Below are 26,745 nucleotides of genomic sequence, written 5' to 3'. Positions count from 1 at the left end.
TCACACGAGCTCGAGCGGGTCCAGCTGCACGCGGACGTGCTCGGCGACCTTCTTCGCGCTGCGCACGCCCTGCACCTCGGCCAGCGCGCGAGCCAGCCCCAACCCCTCGGTGCGCGGCACCCGCACCAGGTAGCGCTCGCGCTCGTCGTCCTGGCCCGGGCGGGGCGGCTCGGGCACCGGCCCCAGCAGGTCGGCGTCGGCGGGCAGCCGGGCCGCCTCGAGGAACTCCGCCAGCGCGGCGGGGGTGCCCGACAGCGCCGCCATCCGGGTGGCCGGCGGGAAGCCCAGCGCCCGGCGGTCGGCCAGCTCGCGCTCGGCCAGCCAGGCCGGGTCCCAGCGCACCAGCGCCTGGACGACGGGGTGCGCGGCGTCCGCGGCCACGACCACCTGCCCGCCGGACCGCACGAGGGTGGCCGCGTTCATCCAGCGGCGCAGGGTCTCCTCCCCCGCCCGCAGGTCCGCCCGGGCGAGCAGCGCCCACGAGTCGAGCAGCAGCGCCGCCCCGTAGCCGCCCTCTGCCACCGGCTCCGCCCCCGGCGTGGCGACGACGACGGCCGGCCCGCCCGGCACGGTCGCGAGCACGCCGGAGCCGCGGCCGGAGATCCGGACCGCCGCCCCGGGGAACGCCCGGCCCAGCTCCTCGGCGGTGCGGGCGGCCCCGACGACGGAGGCGCGCAGCTTGGTGTGGTGGCAGTGCGGGCAGTCGAAGGTGGCCGCGGGCCGGGCGCACCACCGGCAGGCCGGCACCCGGGACCCGCCGGGGCCGGGCGTGGCCGCGATGCCGAGCGGACCCGAGCAGACCGCGCACCGGGCGGGCGCGCGGCAGCGGGCGCAGGACAGGCCGGGCGCGTAACCGGCGCGCGGCACCTGCACGAGCACCGGCGCGCCGTCGGCCAGCGCCTGCCGGGCGACGCGATGGGCGAGGCTGGGCAGCCGCGCGGTGCGGGCCGCGGGGTCGCGGGCCAGCTCGGCGTCGTCCCCCAGCGCCTGCACGCGGGGCGCGGCGGCCCGCAGCACGGCCCGCTCGGCGACCAGCTCGTGCGCCCAGCCGGACTCGACCAGCAGCGCCGCCTCGGCGGTGCGCGCGGTGGCGGCCACGACCGCCGCGCAGGAGGCCAGGTGGGCGCGGTGCACGAGCACGTCGCGGGCGTGCGCGTAGGGAGCCCTCGGCTCGGCGTGCAGGTCGTCGCCGTCGTCCCAGATCGCCACCAGGCCGAGGTCGGCGACCGGCGCCAGGGCGGCCGCCCGGGTGCCGAGCACGACCGTGGCGCTGCCCCGGGCGGCGTCGAGGAAGCGCCGGTAGCGGGTGTCCGGCGCGGCGTCGGCCCGCAGCACGACGAACGACCCCTTCGGCAGGACCCGCGCGGCGGCCGCCTCGAGCCGGTCGAGGTCCTTGCCGTCCGGGACGACGACCAGCGCGCCCCGCCCACCCGACAGCGCGGCCTGGCACAGCTCGGCCAGCCGGGCCGGCCAGTCCTCCCCGGGCAGCGCGGTCCACACGGCGCGGGCGGGCGCGCCGGAGGCGACGGCGTCGAGCAGCGCCGGGCCCGTCGGGTAGCGGGCGAGCCCGGCCGGGCCCGGGGGCTCCGGCGGCGGGACGGGGTCGGTCCGCGGCCGCTTCTCCGGCGCCGCCCGGCGGGGCGGGATCGCCAGCCGCAGGACGTCGATCATCGTGCCGCCCCAGCGGTCGGCCACCGAGCGGGCCAGCGCGGCGACCTCGGGGGTGAGCACGGGCTCGCCGGAGACCAGCCTGGCCAGCGGCGCCAGCTTGCCGCCGTGCTCGGTGGAGCCGGCGAGCTCGAGCACGAAGCCGTCGACGAGCTGGCCGGCGAAGCGCACCCGCACCCGGCAGCCGGGCCGGACGTCGTCGGCGAGCTCCTCGGGGACGGCGTAGTCGAAGGGCCGGTCCAGGTGCGCGAGCGGCACGTCGACGACGACCCGCGCGATCAACACCGGACGAGTCTCCCCGTCGGTACCGACTGGAACGGCCCCCTTCAGACCCCGACGGCGGAGCGCAGCGCCTCGACGCGGTCGACCCGCTCCCACGGCAGCTCGATGTCGGTGCGGCCGAAGTGCCCGTAGGCGGCGGTCGGCCGGTAGATCGGCCGCAGCAGGTCCAGGTCGCGCACGATCGCGCCGGGGCGCAGGTCGAACACCGAGCTGACCGCCTTCTCCAGCACGTCGTCGGCCACCGCGCCGGTGCCGAAGGTCTCGACGAACAGGCCGACCGGGTGCGCGGCGCCGATGGCGTAGGCCACCTGCACCTCACAGCGGCGGGCCAGCCCGGCGGCGACCACGTTCTTGGCCACCCAGCGCATCGCGTAGGCGCCGGAGCGGTCCACCTTCGACGGGTCCTTGCCCGAGAAGGCGCCGCCGCCGTGCCGGGCCATGCCGCCGTAGGTGTCCACGATGATCTTGCGGCCGGTGAGGCCGGCGTCGCCCATCGGGCCGCCGATGACGAACTTGCCGGTCGGATTGACCAGCAGCCGGTAGCCGGCGGTGGGCAGGCCGAGCGCCTTCAGCTCGGGCTCGACGACCAGCTCCTGGACGTCGGGGGCGAGCAGCTGCTCGATGGAGATGTCCTCGGCGTGCTGCGAGGACACGACCACCGTGTCGACCGCGACCGGGCGGTCGTCCTCGTAGACGACGGTGACCTGGGTCTTGCCGTCGGGGCGCAGATAGGGCACCGAGCCGTCCTTGCGCACCGCGGAGAGCCGGCGCGAGAGCCGGTGCGCCAGCGCGATCGGCAGCGGCATGAGCTCCGGGGTCTCGTCGGTGGCGTAGCCGAACATCAGCCCCTGGTCGCCCGCGCCCTGCCGGGCGATCTGGTCGATCTCGACCTCCTCGGCCGACAGCCCGGCGTCCTCGCCCCCGCTGCGGGCCTCGTACGCGGTGTCGACGCCCTGGGCGATGTCGGGCGACTGGGAGCCGATCGAGATGCTCACCCCGCACGACGCCCCGTCGAAGCCCTTCCGGGAGGAGTCGTAGCCGATGCCGAGGATCGTCTGCCGCACGATCTCGGCGATCTCGACGTAGCCGCCGGTGGTGACCTCGCCGGCGATGTGCACCTGGCCGGTGGTGATCAGCGTCTCGACCGCCACCCGGCTGCGCGGGTCCTGCTCCAGCATCGCGTCGAGGATGGCGTCGCTGATCTGGTCGGCGATCTTGTCCGGGTGGCCCTCGGTCACCGACTCGGACGTGAAGAGACGGCGTGGCACTCGGTTCTCCCTGGATCGGCGGGTGGGTCGGGCGACCGTTCCCGCAACGTTACCGGCGTTGCGGGACGGATCGACGCTCAGCGTTCGGCGGGGCGCGGCCAGCGGGGGGCGACGGCGGCCCAGATGCCCGCGGCGACGGCGTCCTTGCTGCCGCGGGGGATCTCGGTCGCGCTGCCGTCCGCGGCCAGCACGACCGCCGCGTTGTCGGGCCGGCCGAACGCCTGCCCGGCCGAGACGTCGTTGACCACGAGCAGGTCGCAACCCTTGCGGGCCAGCTTCGCCCGCCCATGGGCGAGCACGTCGCCCTCGTCGTCGCCGGTCTCGGCCGCGAACCCGACCACCAGCTGACCCGGCGCGCGTTTCGTCACGAGCTCGGCCAGGACGTCGGGGTTGCGCACCAGCGGCACCGCGCTCGGCTCGGCGGCGCTGCCCTTCTTCAGCTTCGTGGCCGCGACGTTCCCGGGCCGGAAGTCGGCGACCGCGGCGGTCATGACGACGGCGTCGGCTGGTTCCCCCCCACCCGTCCCAGCCTCGGCGAGCATCGCGGCCCGCAGCTCCTCCGCCGTCCCCACCGGGACGACGCGAACCCCGAACGGGGCCGGCAGGTCGACGTTGGCCGCGACCAGGACGACGTCGGCGCCGCGCGCCGCGGCGACCCGGGCCAGCGCCCAGCCCTGCTTGCCCGAGGAGCGGTTGCCCAGGTAGCGCACCGGGTCCAGCGGCTCGCGGGTGCCGCCGGCGCTGACGACGACCCGCCGGCCGGCCAGGTCCGGGGCGAGGGCGTCCGCGCCGTGCTCCAGCACGAGCAGCGCGAGGGCGGCGATGTCGGCCGGCTCGGGCAGCCGCCCGGGGCCGGAGTCCGGTCCGGTCAGCCGGCCGACGGCCGGGGGCAGGACGACGGCGCCGCGGCGGCGGAGGGTGGCGACGTTGTCCTGCGTCGCCGGGTGCAGCCACATCTCGGTGTGCATCGCGGGGGCGAACACCACCGGGCAGGACACGGTGAGCAGCGTGGCGGTGAGCAGGTCGTCGGCCCGGCCGGCGGCGGCGCGGGCGAGCAGGTCGGCGGTGGCGGGCGCGACGACGACGAGGTCGGCGCTCTGCCCGATCCGCACGTGGGCCACCTCGGGGACGTCGGACCAGACGTCGGTGGTGACCGGGTTGCCGGACAACGCCTCGAACGTGGCCGCGCCGACGAAGTGCAGGGCCCCTGGCGTCGGGACGACGCGGACGTCGTGCCCGGCCTCGGTGAACAGGCGCAGCAGCAGGGCGGCCTTGTACGCGGCCACTCCCCCGCTGACGCCGAGCACGATGCGACTCACGGCGTCCATCCTCCCCATACGAGAACGCACCCGGCACGGGGTGCCGGGTGCGTCGTCATCACTTGTGGGTGCCGGGTTCAGTTCTCTCCGGCGGTGTGGGTGAGCAGGCCCTCGTTGATCTCGCGCAGCGCGATCGAGAGGGGCTTCTCCTGCGGGGCGGTGTCGACCAGCGGGCCGACGTACTCGAGCAGGCCCTCGGAGAGCTGGCTGTAGTAGGCGTTGATCTGCCGCGCGCGCTTGGCGGCGAAGATCACCAGGCCGTACTTGCTGCTGGTGCGCTCGAGCAGCTCGTCGATCGGCGGGTTGGTGATGCCCTCGGGATGGGGTGCGACTCCGGACACGTGCGGGCAGGCTCCTCAGTCGGTGACAGGAGCGCCGGTGCCCTGGCTCAAGCGTGGGGACGACGGCGCAGTCAGCAAGCTTACCAACTCGTCCGCGGCCCGGGCCACGTCGTCGTTGACCACCACCACGTCGAACTCGCCGGCGGCGTCCAGCTCGGCCTGCGCGATGGCCAGCCGGCGCTCCTGGACCGCGGCCGGCTCCGACCCCCGACCGGCCAGCCGGCTGACCAGCGCCGACCACGACGGCGGGGCGAGGAACACCAGCTGCGCCTCGGGTTCGCGCGCCCGCACCTGGCGCGCGCCCTGCAGCTCGATCTCCAGCAGAGCCGGCGCCCCGGCCGCGAGCCGCTCGCGGACCGGGGCGGCCGGTGTGCCGTACCGGTTGCCTGCGTACTCGGCCCACTCGAGCAGGCCGTCCTCGGCGATCAGGCGGTCGAACTCCGCGCCGTCCACGAAGTGGTAGTGCACCCCGTCGACCTCGCCGGGCCGGCGGGCCCGGGTGGTGGCCGACACCGACACCCACACCTCGGGGTGCCGCCGCCGGACCTCCGCGATCACGGTGCCCTTGCCGACCCCCGAGGGGCCGGAGAGCACGGTCAGCCGTGCCGAGGTGCCATCTCCCACTCGTCCATCCTCGCGTGGTGCCCGTCCGCGCCCTGCGTCAGGGGGCGACCTTCTCCCCGCTGAACTCCTGCTCCAGCGCCTTGCGCTGGTTGGCGCCGAGCCCCCGGACCCGGCGTGTGGGCGAGATCTCCAGGCGTTCCATGATCTTCGCGGCGCGCGCCTTGCCCACACCGGGCAGGGACTCGAGGACCGCGGAGACCCGCATCTTGCCGATCACCTCGTCGGTCTCGCCCTGCTTGAGGACGTCACCGACGGTCGCGCCCTTGCTCTTGAGCCGCTCGCGGAGCTCGGCGCGGGCCTTGCGAGCCGCAGCTGCCTTCTCGAGTGCGGCCGCACGTTGCTCTGGGGTCAGGGAGGGAAGAGGCATGGTTGCGACCCAATCGTGTCGTCGCCGGCGGTCTGGACCCGGCGGGTCGGGTGGTGCTTCGGTTCCGGGCCCGTGATGCGAGCCCGGCGGCCAAACTAGTTCCCGGCATATGCGCTGGTCACGCGCCCCCCGGCGAGGATCGTCGAGATCCGGTGTGGTTGCGTTCACCCACTGTTGGGCCCGCTCGTGACCGTGGGTGATGATCCCTGGTCAGCGCGGTTCCGTCCGCACGCGTTCCGCGCGTAACGCCGCCGAAAAGTCTCGGACACGCCGGACGCGACACGCCGGGGCGTGACGCCGCGGTGACGGGGCAAACGCCTCTGAGCAGGGCCTTTCGTCCCGCGTTGCCGCCTCAGCCGGCGAGCGCGGCGGTCCAGCGGTCGGCGGCGGCCCGCAGCGCGGCGGCGTCCGGCCCGGCGGCGAGCACGTCCCGCGACACCGTGGGGACGACGGCGCGATCGGTGCCGAACAGCCGGCGCAGGTCGGCGACCGAGCCGCCCTGGGCGCCCAGCCCGGGCGCCAGGATCGGCCCGCCGAGGCCGTCGAGGTCGACGTCCATCTCCGGCAGCGTGGCGCCCACGACCAGCCCGAAGGACCCCGTCCCCGGGCCGAACCGGCTCGCGACGTCCCGCGCGGCCGCCACGTCCGGCAGCGGGTCGCCGACGACCCAGCCCGGGGTGTTCCAGCCGCGCACGGTGTCGACCACGACCTGGGCGACGCTCCTCTCCCGGCCGGGCGGCCCGCCCACCACGGCGTGCTGCAGCGTGCCGGCGTCCGGGTTGGAGGTGCGGGCGAGCACGAACAGCCCGCCCCCGCAGAGCCGGGCGGTGTCGACGGCGGGCTGCAGCGAGCCGGGGCCGAGGAACGGGCTGACCGTCATCGCGTCCACGGCGAGCGGGTGCTCGGGCCGCAGGTAGTCGGCGTAGGCGTCCATCGTCGAGCCGATGTCGCCGCGCTTGGCGTCGAGCAGCACCAGCGCCCCGGCGGCCCGCGCCCGGGCGACGGCCTCCTCGAGGACGGCGACCCCGCGGGAGCCGTGCCGCTCGTAGAACGCCAGCTGCGGCTTCAGGACCGCGACGGTGCCGGCGAGCGCGTCGACGACGGCGTCGGTGAAGCGGGCCAGGCCCTCCGGGCTGTCGGGCAGGCCCCACTTCTCCAGCAGCGGCACGTGCGGGTCGATGCCGACGCACAGGGGGCCACGCGCGGCGACAGCGGCGGCGAGCCGCTCCCCGAAGGGTGCGGTCATCGGTGCGCGTACCCGACCGCGTCGGCCAGCGAGGCGAACCCGCGGGCGGCCAGGGCGGCCGCCAGCTCGGCGTGCACCCGGGCCACCGCGGTGGGGTCGTTGAAGACCGCCGTCCCGACGGAGACCGCGCTCGCGCCGGCGAGCACGAACTGCAGGGCGTCCAGGCCGCTGCGGATGCCGCCCATGCCGAGGATCGGCACGCCGGGCAGGGCCTGGTGGACCTGCCAGACGCAGCGCAGCGCCACCGGGCGGATCGCCGGGCCCGACAGCCCGCCGGTCACCCCGCCGAGGACCGGCTTCATCGTGTCGGGGTCGATGACCAGGCCGAGCAGGGTGTTGATCATCGACAGGCCGTCGGCGCCGGCCTCGGCGACCGACCGCGCGACCGCCACGATGTCGGTGACGTCGGGGCTGAGCTTGGCGTAGACCGGCTGCGCGGGGTCGGCCGCCTCCCGCACCGCGCGGACGACGTCGGACGCGGCGACCGGGTCGCAGGCGAAGACCTCGCCGCGGCTCTCCACGTTCGGGCAGCTGATGTTGACCTCGAGCCCGAGGACGCCGGGGACGCCGCGCAGCCGCTCGGCCAGCTCGGCGAAGTCCTCGACGCGGGTGCCGGCGATCGAGACGAAGGCGCGCGCGCCGCGCTCGGCCAGCCAGGGCAGCTCCTCGGCGAGCAGGCCGTCGATGCCGGGGCCCTGCAGGCCGATCGAGTTGAGCATGCCGCTCGGGGTCTCGGCCATGCGCGGCGTCGGCCGGCCCGAGCGGGGACGCAGCTGCACCGACTTGGTGACCACGGCGCCGATCGCGGCGAGGTCGACGAACGGCTCCAGCTCGCGGCCGAACGACGAGCAGCCGGAGGCGGTGAGCACCGGGCTCGGGATCTCGGCCTTGCCGAGGGAGGTGGTCATGTCCACCGTGCTCACGCGGTCACCCCCATCGCATCCGCGCCAAGAACGTCCGCGGTCAGCGTGCCGACGTCGGCGAAGCGCACCCGGTCACCGCCGAACACCGGCCCCTCGGTGCAGGAGCGGGAGAACCGCGTCCGCCCGTCGGCGCCCACCACCGGCAGCACGCAGGTCATGCAGACGCCGATGCCGCAGGCCATGGCCTCTTCCACCGCCACGTAGGAGGGCAGCCGCGCTGCGCTCGCCGCCTCGGCGACGGCGCGCAGCATCGGCATCGGCCCGCAGGCGTAGACGACGCCGGCGTCGCCGATCAGCTCGTCGACGGCGAGCGTGACCAGCCCCTGCCGCCCGGCGCTGCCGTCGTCCGTGGTGACCTCGACCCGGCCGCACCGGCCGGTGAGCTCCTCGATCGAGCACAGCCGGTCGGCCGAGGCGGCGCCGGCGACCGCGGTGACCGGCGAGCCGCGCTCGGCCAGCGCGGCGGCGAGCGGCACCAGCGCCGCGGCGCCGTACCCGCCGCCGACCAGCAGCGCGGGAGTGCCCGGCGCCGGCAACGGGAACGGGCGGCCCAGCGGGCCGACGACGTCCACCCGGTCGCCGGGCCGCAGCCCGGCCAGCCAGGTCGACCCGGCCCCGTGCGCGGCGACCACCACGGTCACCCGGCCGTCGCCGGCGCCGGCGATCGCGATCGAGCGGCGCAGGAGTGCCGCCGACAGCGGGCCGCCGACGGCGAAGGCGACGAACTGCCCGGGCTCGGCGACGGCGGCGATCTCCGGCGCGTCGAGCGTCAGCTCCACGTACGCCGCGACCGGGCGCCGCCCGACGACCTCGACCTCCCGCTGCACCGGCCGGTTGCCCGCCGGCGCGGCCGGCGTCGTCAGCAGAGGGCCAAAATGGCCATTTTGGCCCCTCACGAACGGCGCCCGTCGAGGGAGGCGTGGACCTCCTGCAGGCTGCGCACCCCGAGGCCCCCGGTGCGCAGCGCCTCGACGCCCTGCACCGCGGCGGCCAGGCCCTGCACCGTGGTGATGCACGGGATGCCGGCGGACACCGCGGCGGTGCGGATCTCGTAGCCGTCCAGCCGCGGCCCGCTGTTGCCCGGCGCCCCGAACGGGGTGTTCATGACCAGGTCGACGTCCCCGGCGAGGATCCGCTCGACGATGTTGCCCGGCCCCTCGCTGTACTTGCCGACCACCTCGCAGGCCACGCCGTTGCGGCGCAGCACCTGGGCGGTCCCGGAGGTGGCCAGCACGGTGAACCCGAGGTCGGCCAGCCGCTTGACCGGGAAGATCGCCGAGCGCTTGTCGCGGTTGGCCAGCGAGACGAACACCGTCCCCTCGGTGGGCAGCGACCCGTACGCGGCGGCCTGCGACTTGGCGAACGCCGTCCCGAAGCCGGCGTCGAGGCCCATGACCTCGCCGGTGGACTTCATCTCCGGGCCGAGCACGGTGTCGACGTTGTGCCCCTCGACGGTGCGGAACCGGTGGAAGGGCAGCACCGCCTCCTTGACCGCGATCGGCATGTCCTCGGGCAGGTCGGCGCCGTCACCGGTGGCCGGCAGGACGCCGGCCGCGCGCAGGTCGACGATCGACTCGCCGAGGGCGATGCGGGCGGCGGCCTTGGCCAGCTGCACCGCCGTCGCCTTGGACACGAACGGCACGGTCCGCGACGCCCGCGGGTTGGCCTCGAGGACGTAGAGGATGTCGTCCTTGAGCGCGTACTGCACGTTCATCAGCCCGCGGACGCCGATCCGCGCGGCCAGCTTCTCCGACGCCGTCCGGATGCGGATCAGGTCGGCCTGCCCCAGCGTGATCGGCGGCAGCGCGCACGCCGAGTCGCCGGAGTGGATGCCGGCCTCCTCGATGTGCTCCATGACGCCGCCGAGGTAGAGCTCGGTGCCGTCGTAGAGGACGTCGACGTCGATCTCGACGGCGTCCTCCAGGAACCGGTCGACCAGCACCGGGTGCTCCGGGCTGACGTCGGTGGCCTTGGCGATGTAGGCCTCGAGCGTGGCGTCGTCGTAGACGATCTCCATGCCGCGGCCGCCGAGCACGTACGAGGGCCGCACGAGCACCGGGTAGCCGATCTCGGCGGCGATCTCCTTCGCCTCGGGGAAGGCCGTCGCGGTGCCGTGCTTCGGCGCGAGCAGGCCGGTGTCGTGCAGCACCCGGGAGAACGCGCCGCGGTCCTCGGCGTGGTCGATCGCCTCGGGCGCGGTGCCGAGCACGGGTACCCCGGCGTCCTTGAGCCGCTGCGCCAGGCCCAGCGGTGTCTGCCCGCCGAGGGTGCAGATGACCCCGGCGACCGGGCCGGCGGCGCGCTCGGCCTCGACCACCTCGAGGACGTCCTCGAAGGTCAGCGGCTCGAAGTACAGCCGGTCGGCGGTGTCGTAGTCGGTGGAGACGGTCTCCGGGTTGCAGTTGACCATCACCGCCTCGTAGCCGGCGTCCTGCAGCGCCATCACCGCGTGCACGCAGGAGTAGTCGAACTCGATGCCCTGGCCGATCCGGTTCGGTCCGCTCCCCAGGATCAGGACGGCGGGCTTCTCCCGCGGCTCGACCTCGGTCTCCTCGTCGTAGGAGGAGTAGTGGTAGGGCGTGCGGGCGGCGAACTCGGCGGCGCAGGTGTCGACGGTCTTGTAGACCGGACGGACGCCGAGCCGCCAGCGCAGCCGCCGGACGCCGTCCTCCCCCGCCAGCTCGGGGCGCAGCGCGGCGATCTGCCGGTCGGACAGGCCGTGCCGCTTGGCCCTCCTCAGCAGCGCGGCGGTCAGCGCCGGCGCGTCGCGGATCTCCTCGCCGATCTCGTCCACCAGCGCGATCTGGTCGACGAACCAGGCGTCGTAGCCGGAGGCGGCGGCCACCTGCTCGACGGTCGCGCCGGCGGCCAGCGCCCGCTGGGCGAGGTAGAGCCGGCCGTCGACCGGCGTCCGCAGGGCCTCCAGCAGCTCCTCGGCGGTCGAGCCGTCGTCCGGGCCGGTCCAGAAGCCGGCCACCGACGTCTCGGTGGAGCGCATCGCCTTGCCGAGCGCCTCGGGGAAGTTGCGGCCCAGCGCCATGACCTCGCCGACGCTCTTCATCGTCGTGGTCAGCCGCGGGTCGGCGCCGGGGAACTTCTCGAAGGCGAACCGCGGGATCTTCACGACGACGTAGTCCAGCGCCGGCTCGAAGGAGGCCGGGGTGACGCCGGTGATGTCGTTGGGGATCTCGTCGAGCGTGTAGCCGATCGCCAGCTTCGCGGCGATCTTGGCGATCGGGAAGCCGGTCGCCTTGGACGCGAGGGCGCTGGACCGCGAGACGCGGGGGTTCATCTCGATGACGACCAGCCGGCCGGTCTCCGGGTGGACGGCGAACTGGATGTTGCAGCCGCCGGTGTCGACGCCGACCGCGCGCAGCACGTCGATGCCGACGTCGCGCATCCGCTGGTACTCGCGGTCGGTGAGGGTCATCGCCGGGGCGACGGTCACCGAGTCGCCGGTGTGCACGCCCATCGCGTCGATGTTCTCGATCGAGCAGATGACGACCACGTTGTCGCTGCGGTCGCGCATGAGCTCGAGCTCGAACTCCTTCCAGCCGAGCACCGACTCCTCGATGAGCACGGTGTGCACCGGGGAGTCGGCCAGCCCGTGGCCGGCCATGCGGCGCAGCATCGGCTCGTCGGTGGCGATGCCCGAGCCGAGCCCGCCCATGGTGAAGCTCGGCCGGATCACGACCGGGTAGCCGACCTCGGCGGCCGTCTCCAGCGCCTCCTCGACCGACCCGCAGACCGTCGAGCGGGGCGCGTCGGCGCCGACCGACCGGACGATGTCCTTGAACATCTGCCGGTCCTCGCCGCGGTTGATCGCGTCGACGTCGGCCCCGATGAGGTGCACGCCGTACTTCTCCAGCACGCCGTTCTCGTACAGGCCGATCGCGATGTTGAGCGCCGTCTGCCCGCCGAGGGTGGCCAGCAGCGCGTCGGGGCGCTCCTTGGCGATGACCCGCTCGACGAACTCCGGGGTGAGCGGCTCCACGTAGGTGGCGTCGGCGACCTCGGGGTCGGTCATGATCGTCGCCGGGTTGCTGTTGACCAGGCTGACCCGAAGCCCCTCGCTCTTGAGCACCCGGCAGGCCTGGGTGCCGGAGTAGTCGAACTCGCTGGCCTGGCCGATGACGATCGGCCCGGAGCCGATCACGAGGACGTGGTGGATGTCGTCCCGCTTGGGCACTAGTTCTTCTCCCCCATGAGGTCGACGAAGCGCTGGAACAGCGGGGCGGCGTCGTGCGGGCCGGCCGCCGACTCCGGGTGGAACTGCACGCTGAACGCCGGGACGTCGAGGCAGCGCAGTCCCTCGACGACGTCGTCGTTGAGGCCCACGTGGCTGACCTCGACGCGCCCGTAGGGGGTGTCGGTCGGCCGGTCGAGCGGCGCGTCGACGGCGAAGCCGTGGTTGTGACTGGTCACCCGCACCGTGCCGCTGACCCGGTCGAGCACCGGCTGGTTGAGGCCGCGGTGGCCGAAGCGCAGCTTGTAGGTGCCCAGGCCGAGGGCCCGGCCGAGGATCTGGTTGCCGAAGCAGATGCCGAACAGCGGGCGGCGGGCGTCGAGCACGCCCTTGACCGCGTCGACCGCCCAGTCGGCGGCGGCCGGGTCGCCGGGGCCGTTGGAGAGGAAGACGCCGTCCGGACCCGCCTCGAGCAGCTCCTCGGCGGTCGCGGTCGCCGGCAGCACGTGGGTCTCGACGCCGAGCTCGGCCAGGTGCCGTGGGGTGGCGGTCTTGATGCCGAGGTCGAGCGCGGCGATCGTGTACCGCTTCTCCCCCACCGCCGGGACGACGTAGCGCTCGCCGGTGCTCACCGTCGGCGCGAGGTCGGCGCCGACCATGCTCTCGGCCGCCTGCACGCGGGCCAGCAGCTCCTCGGCGCCCACCTCGCTGGAGATGCCGGCGCGCATCGCCCCGCGCTCGCGCAGGTGCCGGGTGAGCGCGCGGGTGTCGATGCCGCTGATGCCGACGACGCCCTGCCCGGCCAGCTCGTCGTCCAGCGAGCCGGTGGCCCGCCAGTTGGCCGGGCGCCGGGCCGGGTCGCGGACGACGAAGCCGGCCACCCAGATGCGGCGGCTCTCGTCGTCCTCGTCGTTGACGCCGGTGTTGCCGATGTGCGGCGCGGTCATCACGACGATCTGGCGGGCGTAGCTGGGGTCGGTCAGCGTCTCCTGGTAGCCGGTCATCCCGGTGGCGAACACGGCCTCGCCGACCGTCGTCCCGACCGCGCCGTAGGCCTCGCCCCGGAACGTCCGCCCGTCCTCCAGGACGAGCACTGCCTCACTCAACGAACTGCCTTTCCGTCCAGAACGGTCGCCGTGCCCCGCAGGAACGTGGCGACCACCCGGCCGGGCAGCTCCCGGCCGGCGTAGGGGCTGTTGCGGCTGCGGCTGGCCAGCGCGGCCGGGTCCACCGGGGCCCGGTGCGCGGGATCGAGCAGCAGCAGGTTGGCCGGCTCGCCAGGGGCGAGCGGGCGGCCGTGGCCGGTGAGCCGGCCGATCGCGGCCGGGCGCGCGGACATGCGGTCGGCGACGCCCCGCCAGTCGAGCAGGCCGGTCTCGACCATGGTCGCGACGACGACGGAGAGCGCCTGCTCCAGCCCGAGCATCCCGGGCCGGGCCTGCGCCCACTCGCACTCCTTGTCCTCCACCGCGTGCGGGGCGTGGTCGGTGGCGACGGCGTCGATCGTCCCGTCGGCCAGCCCGGCCCGCAGCGCCTCCACGTCCTCGTCGGTGCGCAGCGGCGGGTTGACCTTGAACACCGGGTCGTAGCCCTCGACGCACTCGTCGGTGAGCAGCAGGTGGTGCGGGGTCACCTCGGCGGTCACCTGGACGCCGCGGCCCTTGGCCCAACGCAGGATCTCCACCGAGCCGGCCGTGGAGACGTGGCAGACGTGCAGCCGGGCGCCCACGTGGCCGGCGAGCAGCACGTCGCGGGCGATGATCGACTCCTCGGCCGCGGCCGGCCAGCCGCCCAGGCCGAGCCGCGCCGAGCGGTCGCCCTCGTTCATCTGCGCGCCGAGGGTCAGCCGCGGCTCCTCGGCGTGCTGCGCGACGACGCCGTCCAGGGCCTTGACGTACTCCAGCGCGCGGCGCATCAGGGCCGGGTCGGCGACGCACTTGCCGTCGTCGGAGAACACCCGCACCCGCGCCGCCGAGTCGGCCATCGCGCCGAGCTCGGCCAGCCGCTCGCCGCCGAGGCCCACGGTGACCGCGCCGACCGGGACGACGTCGACCAGCCCGGCCTCCTGGCCCAGGCGCCACACCTGCTCGACGACGCCGGCGGTGTCGGCGACCGGGTCGGTGTTGGCCATGGCGTGCACCGCGGTGAACCCGCCGAGCGCGGCGGCACGGCTGCCGGTCTCGACCGTCTCGGTGTCCTCGCGACCGGGCTCGCGCAGGTGGGTGTGCAGGTCCACCAGGCCGGGCAGCGCGATCAGCCCGGCGGCGTCGACCACCTCGGCCGACGGCACCGACAGGTGCTCGCCGATCGAGGCGATCTTCCCGTCCTTGAGCAGGACGTCGGCGGGGTCCTCGCCGTAGAGGCGGGCCCCCTTGAGCAGCGTGGTCACGAAGGAGCTCCCCCGAGCAGCAGGTACAGAACGGCCATGCGGACGCTGACGCCGTTGCCGACCTGCTCGACGATCGTCGAGCGGACCGAGTCGGCGACCTCGGCGGCGATCTCCATACCCCGGTTCATCGGGCCCGGGTGCATGACGATCGCGTCGTCGGCGAGCGTGGCCATCCGGACGGCGTCGAGGCCGTAACGGCGGCTGTACTCGCGGGCGCTGGGGAAGAACGAGGCGTTCATCCGCTCGGCCTGGACGCGCAGCATCATCACCACGTCGGCCTTGGGCAGGACGGCGTCGATGTCGTAGCTGACCGTCACCGGCCAGCTGCCCACGCCCACCGGCAGCAGCGTGGGCGGCGCGACCAGCGTGACCTCGGCGCCGAGGGTGTTGAGCAGCCAGACGTTGGAGCGGGCCACCCGGCTGTGCAGCACGTCGCCGACGATCGCCACCCGGACGCCGTCGAGCCGGCCGAGCCGCCGCCGGATCGTGTAGGCGTCGAGCAGCGCCTGCGTCGGGTGCTCGTGGGTGCCGTCGCCGGCGTTGACCACGCTCCCGCGGACCCAGTGCGCCAGCCGGTGCGGAGCGCCGCTCGCGCTGTGCCGCACGACGATCGCGTCGCTGCCCATCGCCTCCAGGGTCAGCGCGGTGTCCTTGAGGCTCTCGCCCTTGCTGACGCTCGAGCCCTTGGCCGAGAAGTTGATGACGTCGGCCGACAGCCGCTTGGCCGCCAGCTCGAAGGAGATGCGGGTGCGGGTGGAGTCCTCGTAGAAGAGGTTGACCACCGTCCGCCCGCGCAGGGTGGGCAGCTTCTTGACCTCGCGGCCGGCCAGCGCCGAGTCGATCTGCGCGGCGGTGTCGAGGACCAGGGTGGCGTCGGCGCGGTCCAGGTCGCCGGCCTCCAGCAGGTGCCGCTTCACGTGGTCTCCCCCTCGGTCAGCACGACCTCGTCGGCCCCGTCGGTCTCGGCGAGGCGCACCCGGACCTGCTGGGTCCGGGACGTGGGCACGTTCTTGCCCACGTAGTCGGCGCGGATCGGCAGCTCGCGGTGCCCGCGGTCGACCAGCACGGCCAGCTGCACCGCCCGCGGCCGGCCCAGGTCGCGCAGCGCGTCCAGCGCCGCGCGCACCGAGCGCCCCGAGTAGAGGACGTCGTCGACGAGGACGACGAGCCGCCCATCGATACCGGCGTCGGGCAGCACCGTCGGCTCCAGCGCGCGGACACCCCGCATCCGCAGGTCGTCGCGGTAGAGGGTGATGTCGACGGTGCCGACGTCGATCGCGGTGCCGCAGAAGGCCTCGACGCGGGCGGCGAGGCGGCGGGCGAGCGGGGCGCCGCGGGTGGGAATGCCGACGAGCACCAGCTCGGCGAGGTGGTCACCGGCCTTCTCGATCAGCTGGTGGGCCATCCGGTCGACCACGCGGGCGACGTCGGTGGCGGAGAGCAGCGCTCCCGGCGCTGCGGGGCTGCGCGCTTCGGAACTGCTGGGCGCAGCAGGGGACGAGCCGGCCATCAGGCCTCCTTCCCCGCCTCACGGGACGGGTCGTTAAAGGAGTGGGGTGGACCGGCTGCCACCGTACTGCACCGCGCCGACAACTCCCGACAGGGGCTTGACCTTGACGCAGCGTCAACCCTCGACCATCCCGGCATGACCAGTTCGCACGCGATCACGACCGAGGGGCTGCGCAAGGCGTACGGCGACCACGTCGTCCTCGACGGCATCGATCTCGCCGTCCCCGCCGGCACCGTGTTCGCCCTGCTCGGACCCAACGGGGCGGGCAAGACGACGGCGGTCTCGATCCTCTCCACGCTGCTCCCGGCCGACGGCGGTCGCGCCGTCGTCGCCGGGCACGACGTCGCCACCGACCCGGACGCCGTCCGTCGCTCGATCGGCGTCACCGGCCAGTTCTCCGCGGTCGACGATCTGCTCACCGGCGCGGAGAACCTCCGCCTCATGGCCGACCTGCAGCACCTCGGCGCGGCGGCCGGCCGGCGCCGGGTGGCCCGGTTGCTCGACCGCTTCGACCTCACCGACGCCGCCGGCCGGCGGGCGGCCACGTACTCCGGCGGGATGCGCCGCCGGCTCGACCTGGCCATGACGCTGCTCGGCGAGCCGCGGCTGATCTTCCTCGACGAGCCGACGACCGGCCTCGACCCGCGCAGCCGCCGGGACCTGTGGCAGATCGTGCGCGAGCTCGTCGCCGACGGCGTCACGGTGCTGCTGACCACCCAGTACCTGGAGGAGGCCGACGAGCTCGCCGACCACGTCGCCCTGCTCGACGCCGGCCGGGTCGTGGCCGAGGGGACGCCCGCGCAGCTGAAGGCCCGGGTGCGGGGCGGCTGCGTCGCGGTGCGCTTCCGCGACGTGCCCGCGCTGACGGCCGCGGCGGGAGCGCTGCCGGGCGGCGTCCGCGACGACGACGCGCTGACCCTCACCGTGCCCAGCGACGGGTCCGCCCGCGCGCTGCGCCGGGTGCTCGACACGCTCCCGGACGACGAGGGGGTCGACGACGTCGCCCTGCACACCCCCGACCTCGACGACGTGTTCCTCGCTCTCACGGGGCGCGCGAAGGAGACCGTGTCATGACCGCACTCACGCCGACCGCCCGCGACGCGGGAACCATGCTGCGCCGCGACCTCGTCCACATGCGGCGCTACGCGTCGCTGACCGTGCTGGTCGTCGGCCAGCCGATCGTGTTCCTGCTGCTGTTCGTCTACGTCTTCGGCGCGACGATGGGCGCCGGGCTGACCGCCGGCGGCGGGCGCGCGCAGTACCTGGCCTACATCACGCCGGCGATCCTGATGCTCACCGTGGCCAGCGTCGCGGCCGCGACCGCGATCTCGGTGGCCGGCGACAGGACCGGCGGGATCATCGCCCGCATCCGGACGATGGCGGTGAGCCGGGCGGCGCTGCTGACCGGGTACGTGCTCGGCGCCCTGCTCCGCACGGCGATGGCACTGGTCGCCGTCCTGGCCGTGGCGCTGCTGCTGGGCCTGCGCAGCCCCGCCGGGCCGGGCGGCCGGCTGGCGGCCGCCGGCCTGCTGCTGCTCGTCGCGCTGGCGCTCACCTGGTTCACGGTCGCCCTGGGGCTGGCCAGCCCGAGCGTCGAGGCGGCCAGCAACACCCCGATGTTCCTGGTGTTCCTGCCGTTCCTGGGCAGCGGCTTCGTGCCGGTGGAGTCCATGCCCCCGGGCCTGCGGCAGTTCGCCGAGTACCAGCCGTTCACGCCGATGATGGACACGCTGCGCTCGCTGCTGGCGGGCACGCCGGTCGACGCCGGAGCCGCCTGGGCCGCCGTCGCCTGGTGCGCGGCGATCACCGCGGCATGCTTCGTCTGGGCGGTGCGGCTGTTCGACCGGCCGCGGGCGCCGCGGGCCTGAGGAGGTCGCCGTGCTGACGATCAAGCAGCTGGCCGACTACGTCGGCGTCACCGTCCGGGCGGTCCGGCACTACCACGCCTGCGGGCTGCTGGCCGAGCCCGAGCGGGACGCCTCGGGCTACCGGCGCTACGGCGCGCAGGCCGTGGCCGACCTCGCGCGGATCAGGACGCTGGCCGAGGCCGGGGTCCCGCTGTCCCGGGTGCAGACCCTGCTGCGCGCCACCCCCGAGGAGTTCGCGCGGGCGATCGAGGAGATCGACGCCGGCCTGCGGGCGGAGATCGACCGCCTGCAGCGCTCCCGGGAACGGGTGGCCCGCCTCACCGCCGGCGACCACCTGGTGCTCCCGGACGAGGTGGTCGCCCAGCTCGACCTGCTACGGGCGATGGGCGTCAGCGAGCGCGGCATCACGATGGAGCGGGAGGGCTGGGTGATCATCGCCGCCCGGGCGCCGGGGCGGGCGGCCGAGTGGGCCGCCCTCAAGCAGCAGCAGCTGCAGGACCCGCAGTTCCGCGGGCTGTACCTGGCCTTCGACCGCGCGTTCGACCTCGACCCGGACGATCCCCGGCTCGAGGCGCTGGCCGACGACGTCGCCGCGTTCCTGGCCCGGATGGAGGCGGAGCTGCACGACAGCGAGGAGGGCGACGTCTCCGAGCACCTGGTCGAGCTGCTCGATGCGTGGATCGTGCCCGCCTCCCCGGCGTGGACGCGGCTGCAGGCGCTCGTCGAGCAGCGCGGCTGGACGGGCTGGACCCAGGTGGAGCGGGTCGCCCGGCAGGCGGGCTGAGCCCGGCTCACCGTTTCGGGCGCGGGAAGGTACCCCGCAGGTGGGACATGGTGACAGGGTGTGTCTGCTGTTGCGTGCTTGCAGTGACCAGTACGCTCAGTGACCGATGACCGCCCCTCCCGACGACGGACAGTGAGCAGGACTGCCAATGAGCACCGACTACTCGCGGGCCCTCGGGGCCCGGCTGCGCGCGATCCGCAATCAGCAGGGTCTCTCCCTGCAGGGAGTGGAGGACAAGTCGCATGGGCGCTGGAAGGCCGTGGTCGTCGGCTCCTACGAGCGGGGTGACCGCGCCGTGACCGTGCAGCGGCTCTCCGAGCTCGCCGTGTTCTACGGCGTGCCGGTCTCCGAGCTGCTGCCCGACCCGCGGCCGAGCTCCGCGGTGACCGCGACCACCAAGATCGTGCTGAACCTCGAGTCGCTGGGCTCGCTGCCCGCCGACGAGGCCGGCCCGCTCGCCCGCTACGCCTCGACGATCCAGGCGCAGCGGCACGACTACAACGGCAAGGTCCTCTCCATCCGCGCCGAGGACCTCAAGTCGCTGGCGATCATCTACGACATGAGCCCCGACGAGCTGACCTCGCGGCTGATCGAGTGGGGCGTCCTCTCCCCCGGCATGGAGGGCATCGCCAGCAGCGGGGACGACGAGGACGACGACGACCTCGACCCGCACTGGGAGCGCCGCCGCAGCCCGCGCTGACACGGACTGCCCGCTCCTCGCCGGCGTCGCCCGCGCTGCTGAACGGGCAACGCGAGAGAACGGCGGGCGGTCCCGCGGGAAGGGTCCCGGCCGCGACGGTCGGGGCCCTCGCCGTCTGCCCGCGGGTTGAGCCGCGCCACCTGACGTGCAGCCGCGTCGTGGCGCGGCTCCCCGTCCGTCCGCCCGGGTCGACCCGGACGGCGACGCTGCTCGGCGCGGACCTCAGCGTTTCGTTACCACCGCTCGCGCCCGCCCTGTGCCAAGGTGTGCCCCCCCAGCAGCGAGGAGGCGGCATGCCGGCCGTGCACATGGTCGGGGTCTCGAAGACCTACCGGCGACGCGGGCGGGCCCCGCAGAAGGCGCTCGACGAGCTCGACCTGCTCGTGGAGACCGGCGGCGTGCACGGCTTCCTCGGGCCCAACGGCTCGGGCAAGACGACCACGATCCGCGTGCTGCTCGGGCTGATCGCGGCCGACGGCGGCGAGGCGCGCCTGTTCGACCGGCCGGTCCCGGACGCCCTGCCCGACGTCATCGGCGACGTCGGCGCGCTGGTCGAGACGCCGCTGTTCTTCCCCGGCTTCTCCGGCCGGCTCAACCTGCGGCTGCTGGCCGAGGCGTCGGGGGTCTCCCGGGCCCGTGTCGAGGAGGTCCTCGAGCTGGTCGACCTCAGCGACCGCGCCGAGGACCGGTTCAAGGGCTACTCGCTCGGCATGAAGCAGCGGCTGGGCATCGCCGCGGCGCTGCTGAAGGCGCCCCGGCTGCTGATCCTCGACGAGCCGAGCAACGGGCTCGACCCGGCCGGCATCCGCGACGTCCGTGAGCTGATCCGCCGGCTCGGCAGCGACGGGCGGACGACCGTGCTGCTGTCCTCCCACCTGCTCACCGAGATCCAGCAGGTGTGCGACTCGGTCACGATCCTCGCCCGCGGACGGCGGGTCGCCCACGGACTCGTGGCCGAGGTGCTGGCCAGCCGCGCCTCCGGCGACGTCCGGGTCCTCGTGGCCGACCTGCCGGCCGCCGCGGCCGTCCTCACCGGCGCCGGCTTCGCCGTGTCGCCCGCCCCCGACGCCGCCCTGCTCGTGCACGCGGTGGCGACGCCGTCCGAGATCACCCGCGTGCTGGCCGACGCCGGTCACTACCTGGAGGAGCTGACCCCGCTGTCCGCCGACCTCGAGAGCGCCTTCCTCGCGATCACCGGGGACCAGGCGTGAGCGCCCCCACCGCCGCACCGCCGGCCGAGCGCAACGGCAGCCTGCTGCGCGCCGAGACCCACCGCTTCCGCGCCCGGCTGTTCATCCGGGGCATCCTGGCGCTCGCCGTCCTCGGCTGGCTGATCGCGGTCGCCGTCGGGCTCAGCTCCTACGGTCACCCCGGTGCGGCCGAGCTGGGCGCCGCCCGGCAGCAGCAGCAGGAAGCGGTGCTGAGCGCCGACCAGGGCCGGGAGCAGTGCCTGACCGACCCGAACCGGCCGGACGACGTCCCCGCCGAGCAGTTCTGCGGCCCGCCGATCACCGAGGCCGACATCCCGCTCGATCAGTTCATCGCCGACCCGCCGTTCTCGTTCGCGGCGAACGGGCAGGACGGCGCCCTCGGGTTCGCCGCCGCGTCCGCCGTCCTGGCGTTCCTGCTGGGCGCCACCTGGATCGGCGCCGAGTGGTCGACCCGCTCGATCGTCGCGCTGCTGTTCTGGGAGCCGCGGCGGTACAAGGTCATGGCCACCAAGATCGGCATGCTGGTGGGCGCGGCGGCGCTGTTCGGCGTCCTCGCCCAGGCGGCCTGGCTGGCGATGGCCGGCATCCTCGACGTGGTCGCCGGGGACGGCGCCGCGCTGCCGGCCGGGTTCTGGGACGAGCTGCTCGCCACCCAGGGCCGGGCCGTCGTGCTGACCGTGCTGGCGGCCCTGGGCGGGTTCGCGATCGCCAACCTGGTGCGCAACACCGGCGCGGCCCTCGGCGCCGGGTTCGTCTACTTCGCCGTCGTGGAGTCCGCGATCCGCGGGCTGCGGCCGGCCTGGGAGCCGTGGCTGCTCACCAACAACGCCGTCGCCCTGCTCAACCCCGGCGGGCTTCGGGTGTTCCTCGAGATCGGGCCGCTGGACGAGAACGGGTTCGCCGCGACGAAGGAGTACGTGATCGGCAACCTGCAGGGCGGCGTCGTCCTCACGGTCGCCGCCGCCGTGCTGGTGGGCGCGGGAGTCGTCCTGTTCGCCCGCCGCGACCTGCACTGACCGCGGCGCGGACGAGGAAGGGCTCCTCCCGGTCGGGGTGGTGACGGGAGGAGCCCTTCGTTCATCGGCCCCGGGCCCAGCGGCCGGGGGCTCCGGTCACGGCGCCGTCAGGGGTGGCGGCGGGGTGCCCAGCGGCAACGTGTCGGGGGTGAGCCGGTTGGCCGCCGGCACGGGCGACGGGAAGCCGAGGACGGCGAGCCGGCCGCGGACCTGGTTCTGCGCCTGGCAGTCCTGGACGCAGTTCGTCGGCGGGTTGGCCACCTCGACGGCGTCCTCACCGGTCACGAAGCCCATCCGGCCGCCGCTGGCGACGTCCCAGATCGACTGCTTGCCGCAGTGGCCGACCGTGATGACCGGCGGACCCACGGTGTCGCAGCCAGGCTGGCTGATCCGGGTGGCGACCTGCGCGCTGTCCCGGGCGACCAGGTTCCGGGCGGCGGGGCTGTCGTTGGCGATGTTGACCCGGGCGCTCACCTGGACGCAGAACTGCCCGGGCGGTCCCGTCTGCACGCTGGTGCAGCCCGAGCCGAGGAACTGGCCGATGCGGGCGCGGAAGTTCGGGTTGTCGAAGTAGAACGACTGCCCGCCCAGCGTGTGCACGATGCGGGTGCGGGTGCCGTCCCCGCGCTCGGGCTCCATCTGGAAGATGCCGCCCTGCGCGCAGTCCTTGGCCTGGATCTTCATCGACAGCCCGGTTCCGGTGCGCCCGAGCTCGACCGCGTCCTTGTCCAGCTCGACGGAGATCCCGCTGGTGAGCGTCAGGCCACGGTGGTCGGGGATCTTGCTCGCCCACACCACGGTCGGGGCGGTCACCATGCGCAGCGGGTTGGGCGCCCCGGTGAACAGGTGGTCGAACACCGCGAAGTCACCGGCGCGCACCGTGAACTCGTTGTGGACGCCGCGCACGATGAACCGCTCGCCCAGGTTGGCGGCCGGGATCGTCGTCCGCACCCGGCTGCCCGTGCGACCGTTGGCGACGATCCGGCCGGTGCTCGCGTTGACCAGCTGGAAGCCGCCGCCCTCGCAGGCCTTGGACGAGGCCGCCTGCGCCGGTGAGGCCAGGGCGATCATCGGGACCAGCAGGGCGAACGCGATCAGGGCCCCGCGCACGCGGCGGGTGGAACGGCCTGGACGTCTTCGGTCAGGGGCGGCTGCGCTCATGTGTCCTCCTCGGAGTGGGTTTCGCCACCCTGGGAGAAAGCTGGGAGCGCCGACCACTGGCGGTTCGTCGTACGACCAGACCTCTGACCTGCGCTTTCGACCCTCGGGCGGGCCGGAGCACGGGGGCGTCCCCGGACAGCAAAGGGCTCCTCCCGGCGGGGGTCCGGGAGGAGCCCTTCGGTCAGCGACCCGGGACGAGGGCGGGGGTCCCGCGTCCCGGTGGCGACGACGGAGTCACCTTGGCGGGCCGCCGGGTCCCCCGGCCATAGGCCGATGGTCGTACGACTTTGAACTGCTTCCGGGGGCGTCGCCGCTGGTCAGCGGCCCAGGGGCGGGTCCGGCTAGACCTTGGCCTCGGCGATCGCCCCGAGGACGCCGTTGACGAAGGCCGGCGAGTCGTCGGTGGACAGCACCTTGGCCAGCTCCACGGCCTCGTCGATGACGACGGCGTCGGGCACGTCGTCGGCCCAGAGCAGCTCGAACACCGCCATCCGGAGGATCGCGCGGTCGACGTCGGGCAGCCGCTCCAGCGACCAGCCGGACGCGTGCTCGTCGATCAGCCGGTCGATGTCCGGGGCGTGCCCGGCGACGCCCTCGACCAGCCGGACGGTGTAGTCGTTCACCGGCGGCTGGCCGGTGGCGACCTCCTCGGCGAGCTGCTCGCGGCGGTCACGACCGCGCAGGTCGGCCGCGTAGAGGACGTCGACGGCGCGCTTGCGCGCCTTGGACCGTGCGGCCACAGCGAGATCAGTTGACGCGGCCGAGGTACCGGCCGTCGCGGGTGTCGACCTTGAGCTTGTCGCCGGTGTTGACGAACAGCGGCACCTGGATCTGCGCGCCGGTCTCCAGCGTCGCCGGCTTGGTGCCGCCGGTGGAGCGGTCGCCCTGCAGCCCGGGGTCGGTGTGCTGGACGACGAGCTCCATGGTCACCGGCAGCTCGACGTAGAGCGGCGTCCCCTCGTGGACGGCGACGGTCGCCTCGGTGTTCTCCAGCAGGTAGTCCGCGCCCGAGCCGACGGTCTCGGCCGGCACGTGGATCTGGTCGTAGGTGTCGCCGTCCATGAAGACGAAGTCCGCGCCGTCCTTGTACAGGTAGGTCATGCCGCGCTTGTCGACGGTCGCCGTCTCGACCTTGGTGCCGGCGTTGAAGGTGCGGTCGACCACCTTGCCCGAGAGCACGTTCTTGAGCGTGGTGCGCACGAACGCGCCGCCCTTGCCCGGCTTGACGTGCTGGAACTCGGTGACGGTCCAGAGCTGGCCGTCGAGGTTGAGGACCAGGCCGTTCTTGAGGTCGTTGGTGGTAGCCATCTAGAGGACCAGCAGTTCCTTGCTCGTGAGGGTCAACAACTCGGGCGCGTCCGCCGTGACGACGAGCGTGTCCTCGATCCGGACACCGCCGTGGCCGGGCAGGTAGACCCCGGGCTCCACGGTGACGGCCATGCCGCCGGCCAGCCTACCCGCGCCGAGCGGGCCGATGCCCGGCGCCTCGTGGATCTCCAGCCCCACGCCGTGGCCCAGGCCGTGGGTGAAGTGCTCGGCGTGCCCGGCCTCGGCGATCACGTCGCGCGAGGCCGCGTCGACGGCGACGACGTCCGTGCCCACGGCCAGCGCCGCCCGGCCGGCCGCCTGCGACGCCGCGACCAGGTCGTAGATCTCCCGCTGCCAGTCCGCCGCGTGCCCGAGCACCAGCGTCCGGGTCATGTCCGAGTGGTACCCGTCGACGGTGGCGCCGAAGTCCAGCTTGAGGAAGTCGCCGGCGCGCAGCTCGGTCGTGTCCGGCCGGTGGTGCGGGATCGCCGAGTTGGCCCCGGCGGCCACGATCGTCTCGAAGGACGGCGCCTCGGCGCCGAGCGCGAGCATGCGCGCGTCGAGCTCGCGGCCCACCTGCAGCTCGGTGCGCCCCGGCCGCAGCGCCCCCTCGGCGGCGAGCTCCGCCAGCGCCTGGTCGGCGATCGCGCAGGCCCGGCGCAGCGACTCGATCTCGTCGTCGTCCTTGACCGCCCGCTGCGCCTCGACCGCGCGGCGGATGCTGGTCAGCTCCGGCACCGGCCGCCCCGGGGCGGCGTCGGCGAGCACCGCCTCCAGCGCCGCGAGGCCGTCGACGGTGAGGTGGTGGCTCTCGTAGCCCAGGCGGCCCGCGCCGCGGCGCACCGCCTCGGCGGCCAGCGCGGCGACCGTGTTGCGGTCGATGAGCAGCTCGACGTCGGGCACCTGCGTGCCGGCCTGGGTGGTGTAGCGGCCGTCGGTGCCGAGGACGTCGTCGCCGTCGGTGCGCACGAGCAGCGCGCCGTTGGAGCCGGTGAACCCGGTCAGGTACCGCACGTTGAGCAGGTTGGTGACCAGGACGGCGTCCAGCCCGCGCTCGGCGGCGGTCTTGCGCAGCTGCGCGCGCCGTACGGCGGTACGGCTCACCGCACGCCCCGCAGCGCCATCCACTGCAGCGCGAGCACGTAGCCCTCGACGCCGAGGCCGGCGACGACGCCGGTCGCGATGCCGGAGACGTAGGAGTGGTGCCGGAACTCCTCGCGCCGGTGGATGTTGGTGATGTGCACCTCGATCACCGGGGCGCCGACCATGGCGAGGGCGTCGCGCAGCACGACGGAGGTGTGCGACCAGCCAGCCGGGTTGATCACCACCGGGTCGTTGGCCTCGGCGGCCTCGTGCACCCAGCGCAGCAGCTCGGCCTCGTCGTCGGTCTGGCGGACCTGCACGGGCATCTCGAGCTCGTGCGCCGTCTTCTCGATCACCTCGACCAGCTGGGCGTAGGTGACCGCGCCGTACTTGTCCGGTTCGCGGGTGCCGAGCCGGCCGAGGTTGGCGCCGTTGAGGACCTGGATGGTCACTGTTCCTCCACTGCTGCCCAGGCGGCGTCGAGCCAGGCCTGGTCGGGGTCGGTCAGGATGGTCGGGTTGCCGAGACCGTCGAGGACGACGAACCGCAGCGAGGCGCCGCGGGCCTTCTTGTCCACGCGCATGACCGACTGCAGCCGGCCCCAGTCGCCGCGGTAGCGGGTGGCCAGGCCCATCGCGGTCACGAGCGCGCGGTGCCGGTCGACCTCGGCCCGGGTGAGCAGCCCGGCCTGTCCGGCGAGCTCGGCGGCGAACACCAGCCCGACGGCGACCGCCTCGCCGTGCCGCCAGCCGAAGTCCTCGACCCGCTCGATCGCGTGGCCGAGGGTGTGCCCGTAGTTGAGGAACTCGCGCACACCCGTGTCGAAGAGGTCCTCTCCCACCGCCTCGGCCTTGACCCGCACGGCGCGCTCGATGAGCTCGACGGCGTCCCGGCGCCCGGTCGGGTCGGCGTCGAGCAGCTCGAGGATCCGGCCGTCGGCGATGAACCCGCACTTGACCACCTCGGCCAGCCCGGAGCGGAACTCCGCCTCGGGCAGCCCGGCCAGCACGTCGGTGTCGGCCAGGACGGCAGACGGGGGGTGGAAGGCGCCGACCAGGTTCTTGCCGGCGCCGGTGTTGATGCCGGTCTTGCCCCCGACCGCGGCGTCGACCATGCCCAGCAGGCTGGTCGGCACCTGCACCACCCGGACACCGCGGGTCCAGGTGGCGGCGAGGAACCCGGCGAGGTCGGTGACCGCTCCCCCGCCGATGCCGACGACCGCGTCGGAGCGGGTGAGCCCCAGCCGGCCGAACTCCTCCCACGCCCCCGCGGCGACGTCGGCCGTCTTCGCCGCCTCGCCGTCGGGGACGACGACCGCCTCGGCGCCCACCCCGGCGGTCTGCAGCGTCTCGACCGCGGCGCCGGCGACCGCGGCCAGCGGCGGGGCGTGCACCACCGCGGCGCGGGGGGTGCCGGCGAGCGCCATCGACAGCTCGGTCACCGCGCCCGGGCCGATGACGACGTCGTAGGGCTGTGCACCTGCCACCAGGA

General features: G+C 74.5%; 26 protein-coding genes. 6 read left to right on the top strand and 20 right to left on the bottom strand.

From position 1 onward, the window contains the following. The 14 genes from AB3388_RS12445 to pyrR form a co-directional block, all read right to left on the bottom strand. The gene (locus AB3388_RS12445) at positions 1-1,953 is read right to left on the bottom strand and encodes a primosomal protein N' (protein ID WP_495411082.1); all 1,953 of its coding nucleotides are present in this window, start codon (positions 1,951-1,953) and stop codon (positions 1-3) included. Positions 1,954-1,994: 41 nt separating this feature from the next. Further along, positions 1,995-3,218 (bottom strand): methionine adenosyltransferase, encoded by a 1,224-nt coding sequence (gene metK / locus AB3388_RS12440; protein WP_495411081.1) that lies wholly within the window; start codon positions 3,216-3,218, stop codon positions 1,995-1,997. Positions 3,219-3,295: 77 nt separating this feature from the next. Next, a complete protein-coding gene (gene coaBC, locus AB3388_RS12435; RefSeq protein ID WP_495411080.1) occupies positions 3,296-4,546 on the bottom strand; it encodes a bifunctional phosphopantothenoylcysteine decarboxylase/phosphopantothenate--cysteine ligase CoaBC in 1,251 nt (416 codons plus the stop codon). Between the two features lie 68 nt (positions 4,547-4,614). Further along, on the bottom strand, positions 4,615-4,878 hold the full coding sequence (rpoZ, locus tag AB3388_RS12430; RefSeq protein ID WP_179720069.1) for a DNA-directed RNA polymerase subunit omega: 264 nt from the start codon (positions 4,876-4,878) through the stop codon (positions 4,615-4,617). A gap of 15 nt (positions 4,879-4,893) precedes the next feature. Continuing rightward, a complete protein-coding gene (gene gmk / locus AB3388_RS12425) occupies positions 4,894-5,502 on the bottom strand; it encodes a guanylate kinase (RefSeq protein ID WP_495411079.1) in 609 nt (202 codons plus the stop codon). A 37-nt stretch (positions 5,503-5,539) separates the two neighbouring features. Next, the gene (mihF, locus tag AB3388_RS12420; protein ID WP_495411078.1) at positions 5,540-5,869 is read right to left on the bottom strand and encodes an integration host factor, actinobacterial type; all 330 of its coding nucleotides are present in this window, start codon (positions 5,867-5,869) and stop codon (positions 5,540-5,542) included. Between the two features lie 352 nt (positions 5,870-6,221). Continuing rightward, positions 6,222-7,115, bottom strand: a complete 894-nt coding sequence (gene pyrF, locus AB3388_RS12415; RefSeq protein ID WP_495411077.1) for an orotidine-5'-phosphate decarboxylase — start codon at positions 7,113-7,115, stop codon at positions 6,222-6,224. Next, complete coding sequence (locus AB3388_RS12410; protein ID WP_495411076.1) at positions 7,112-8,038, bottom strand: dihydroorotate dehydrogenase; 927 nt, start codon at positions 8,036-8,038, stop codon at positions 7,112-7,114. The genes pyrF and AB3388_RS12410 overlap by 4 nt, the downstream gene beginning before the upstream one ends. After that, complete coding sequence (locus tag AB3388_RS12405; RefSeq protein ID WP_495411075.1) at positions 8,035-8,934, bottom strand: iron-sulfur cluster-binding protein; 900 nt, start codon at positions 8,932-8,934, stop codon at positions 8,035-8,037. The genes AB3388_RS12410 and AB3388_RS12405 overlap by 4 nt, the downstream gene beginning before the upstream one ends. Continuing rightward, positions 8,931-12,227, bottom strand: coding sequence for a carbamoyl-phosphate synthase large subunit (carB, locus tag AB3388_RS12400; RefSeq protein ID WP_495411074.1), 3,297 nt, complete (start codon positions 12,225-12,227; stop codon positions 8,931-8,933). Before carB ends, AB3388_RS12405 begins: the two co-directional genes overlap by 4 nt. Beyond that, on the bottom strand, positions 12,227-13,330 hold the full coding sequence (gene carA, locus AB3388_RS12395; RefSeq protein WP_495411073.1) for a glutamine-hydrolyzing carbamoyl-phosphate synthase small subunit: 1,104 nt from the start codon (positions 13,328-13,330) through the stop codon (positions 12,227-12,229). The genes carB and carA overlap by 1 nt, the downstream gene beginning before the upstream one ends. Continuing rightward, positions 13,327-14,613 (bottom strand): dihydroorotase, encoded by a 1,287-nt coding sequence (locus AB3388_RS12390; RefSeq protein WP_495411072.1) that lies wholly within the window; start codon positions 14,611-14,613, stop codon positions 13,327-13,329. The genes carA and AB3388_RS12390 overlap by 4 nt, the downstream gene beginning before the upstream one ends. Continuing rightward, positions 14,610-15,530: an aspartate carbamoyltransferase catalytic subunit gene (locus AB3388_RS12385; protein ID WP_495411071.1), complete on the bottom strand. Its 921-nt coding sequence runs from the start codon at positions 15,528-15,530 to the stop codon at positions 14,610-14,612. Before AB3388_RS12385 ends, AB3388_RS12390 begins: the two co-directional genes overlap by 4 nt. Then, entirely contained in the window at positions 15,527-16,123 is a 597-nt protein-coding gene (gene pyrR / locus AB3388_RS12380) for a bifunctional pyr operon transcriptional regulator/uracil phosphoribosyltransferase PyrR (RefSeq protein ID WP_495411070.1), read from the bottom strand. Before pyrR ends, AB3388_RS12385 begins: the two co-directional genes overlap by 4 nt. 135 nt (positions 16,124-16,258) lie before the next feature. On the opposite strand from pyrR, the gene AB3388_RS12375 reads away from it, so the two are divergent. The 6 genes from AB3388_RS12375 to AB3388_RS12350 all read left to right on the top strand — a co-directional run bounded on the left by AB3388_RS12375 (position 16,259) and on the right by AB3388_RS12350 (position 21,702). After that, positions 16,259-17,197 carry an ATP-binding cassette domain-containing protein gene (locus AB3388_RS12375; protein ID WP_495411069.1) on the top strand — a complete coding sequence of 313 codons (939 nt, stop codon included), beginning with the start codon at positions 16,259-16,261 and terminating at the stop codon, positions 17,195-17,197. Further along, entirely contained in the window at positions 17,194-17,991 is a 798-nt protein-coding gene (locus AB3388_RS12370; protein WP_495411068.1) for an ABC transporter permease, read from the top strand. The genes AB3388_RS12375 and AB3388_RS12370 overlap by 4 nt, the downstream gene beginning before the upstream one ends. Before the next feature lie 10 nt (positions 17,992-18,001). Further along, positions 18,002-18,775 carry a MerR family transcriptional regulator gene (locus AB3388_RS12365; protein ID WP_495411067.1) on the top strand — a complete coding sequence of 258 codons (774 nt, stop codon included), beginning with the start codon at positions 18,002-18,004 and terminating at the stop codon, positions 18,773-18,775. Between the two features lie 148 nt (positions 18,776-18,923). After that, complete coding sequence (bldD, locus tag AB3388_RS12360; protein WP_495411066.1) at positions 18,924-19,475, top strand: transcriptional regulator BldD; 552 nt, start codon at positions 18,924-18,926, stop codon at positions 19,473-19,475. A gap of 293 nt (positions 19,476-19,768) precedes the next feature. Then, a complete protein-coding gene (locus tag AB3388_RS12355) occupies positions 19,769-20,686 on the top strand; it encodes an ABC transporter ATP-binding protein (protein ID WP_495411065.1) in 918 nt (305 codons plus the stop codon). Then, positions 20,683-21,702, top strand: coding sequence for a hypothetical protein (locus tag AB3388_RS12350; protein ID WP_495411064.1), 1,020 nt, complete (start codon positions 20,683-20,685; stop codon positions 21,700-21,702). The genes AB3388_RS12355 and AB3388_RS12350 overlap by 4 nt, the downstream gene beginning before the upstream one ends. A gap of 96 nt (positions 21,703-21,798) precedes the next feature. On the opposite strand, the gene AB3388_RS12345 is transcribed toward AB3388_RS12350, so the two are convergent. The 6 genes from AB3388_RS12345 to aroB form a co-directional block, all read right to left on the bottom strand. Further along, positions 21,799-22,812: a hypothetical protein gene (locus AB3388_RS12345; protein ID WP_495411063.1), complete on the bottom strand. Its 1,014-nt coding sequence runs from the start codon at positions 22,810-22,812 to the stop codon at positions 21,799-21,801. Between the two features lie 392 nt (positions 22,813-23,204). Continuing rightward, positions 23,205-23,603 carry a transcription antitermination factor NusB gene (nusB, locus tag AB3388_RS12340; RefSeq protein WP_495411062.1) on the bottom strand — a complete coding sequence of 133 codons (399 nt, stop codon included), beginning with the start codon at positions 23,601-23,603 and terminating at the stop codon, positions 23,205-23,207. A gap of 7 nt (positions 23,604-23,610) precedes the next feature. After that, positions 23,611-24,171 carry an elongation factor P gene (gene efp / locus AB3388_RS12335; RefSeq protein ID WP_495411061.1) on the bottom strand — a complete coding sequence of 187 codons (561 nt, stop codon included), beginning with the start codon at positions 24,169-24,171 and terminating at the stop codon, positions 23,611-23,613. Next, entirely contained in the window at positions 24,172-25,275 is a 1,104-nt protein-coding gene (locus tag AB3388_RS12330; RefSeq protein WP_495411060.1) for a M24 family metallopeptidase, read from the bottom strand. Further along, the gene (gene aroQ, locus AB3388_RS12325; RefSeq protein ID WP_495411059.1) at positions 25,272-25,706 is read right to left on the bottom strand and encodes a type II 3-dehydroquinate dehydratase; all 435 of its coding nucleotides are present in this window, start codon (positions 25,704-25,706) and stop codon (positions 25,272-25,274) included. The genes AB3388_RS12330 and aroQ overlap by 4 nt, the downstream gene beginning before the upstream one ends. Continuing rightward, a complete protein-coding gene (gene aroB, locus AB3388_RS12320; protein WP_495411058.1) occupies positions 25,703-26,740 on the bottom strand; it encodes a 3-dehydroquinate synthase in 1,038 nt (345 codons plus the stop codon). The genes aroQ and aroB overlap by 4 nt, the downstream gene beginning before the upstream one ends. Positions 26,741-26,745 lie beyond the last annotated feature (5 nt).

It is taken from the genome of Geodermatophilus sp. SMS 5-13 (genome assembly GCF_059428245.1).
Note: the sequence above shows the minus strand (reverse complement) of the source record. Positions and strands in the feature narration are given on the sequence as shown.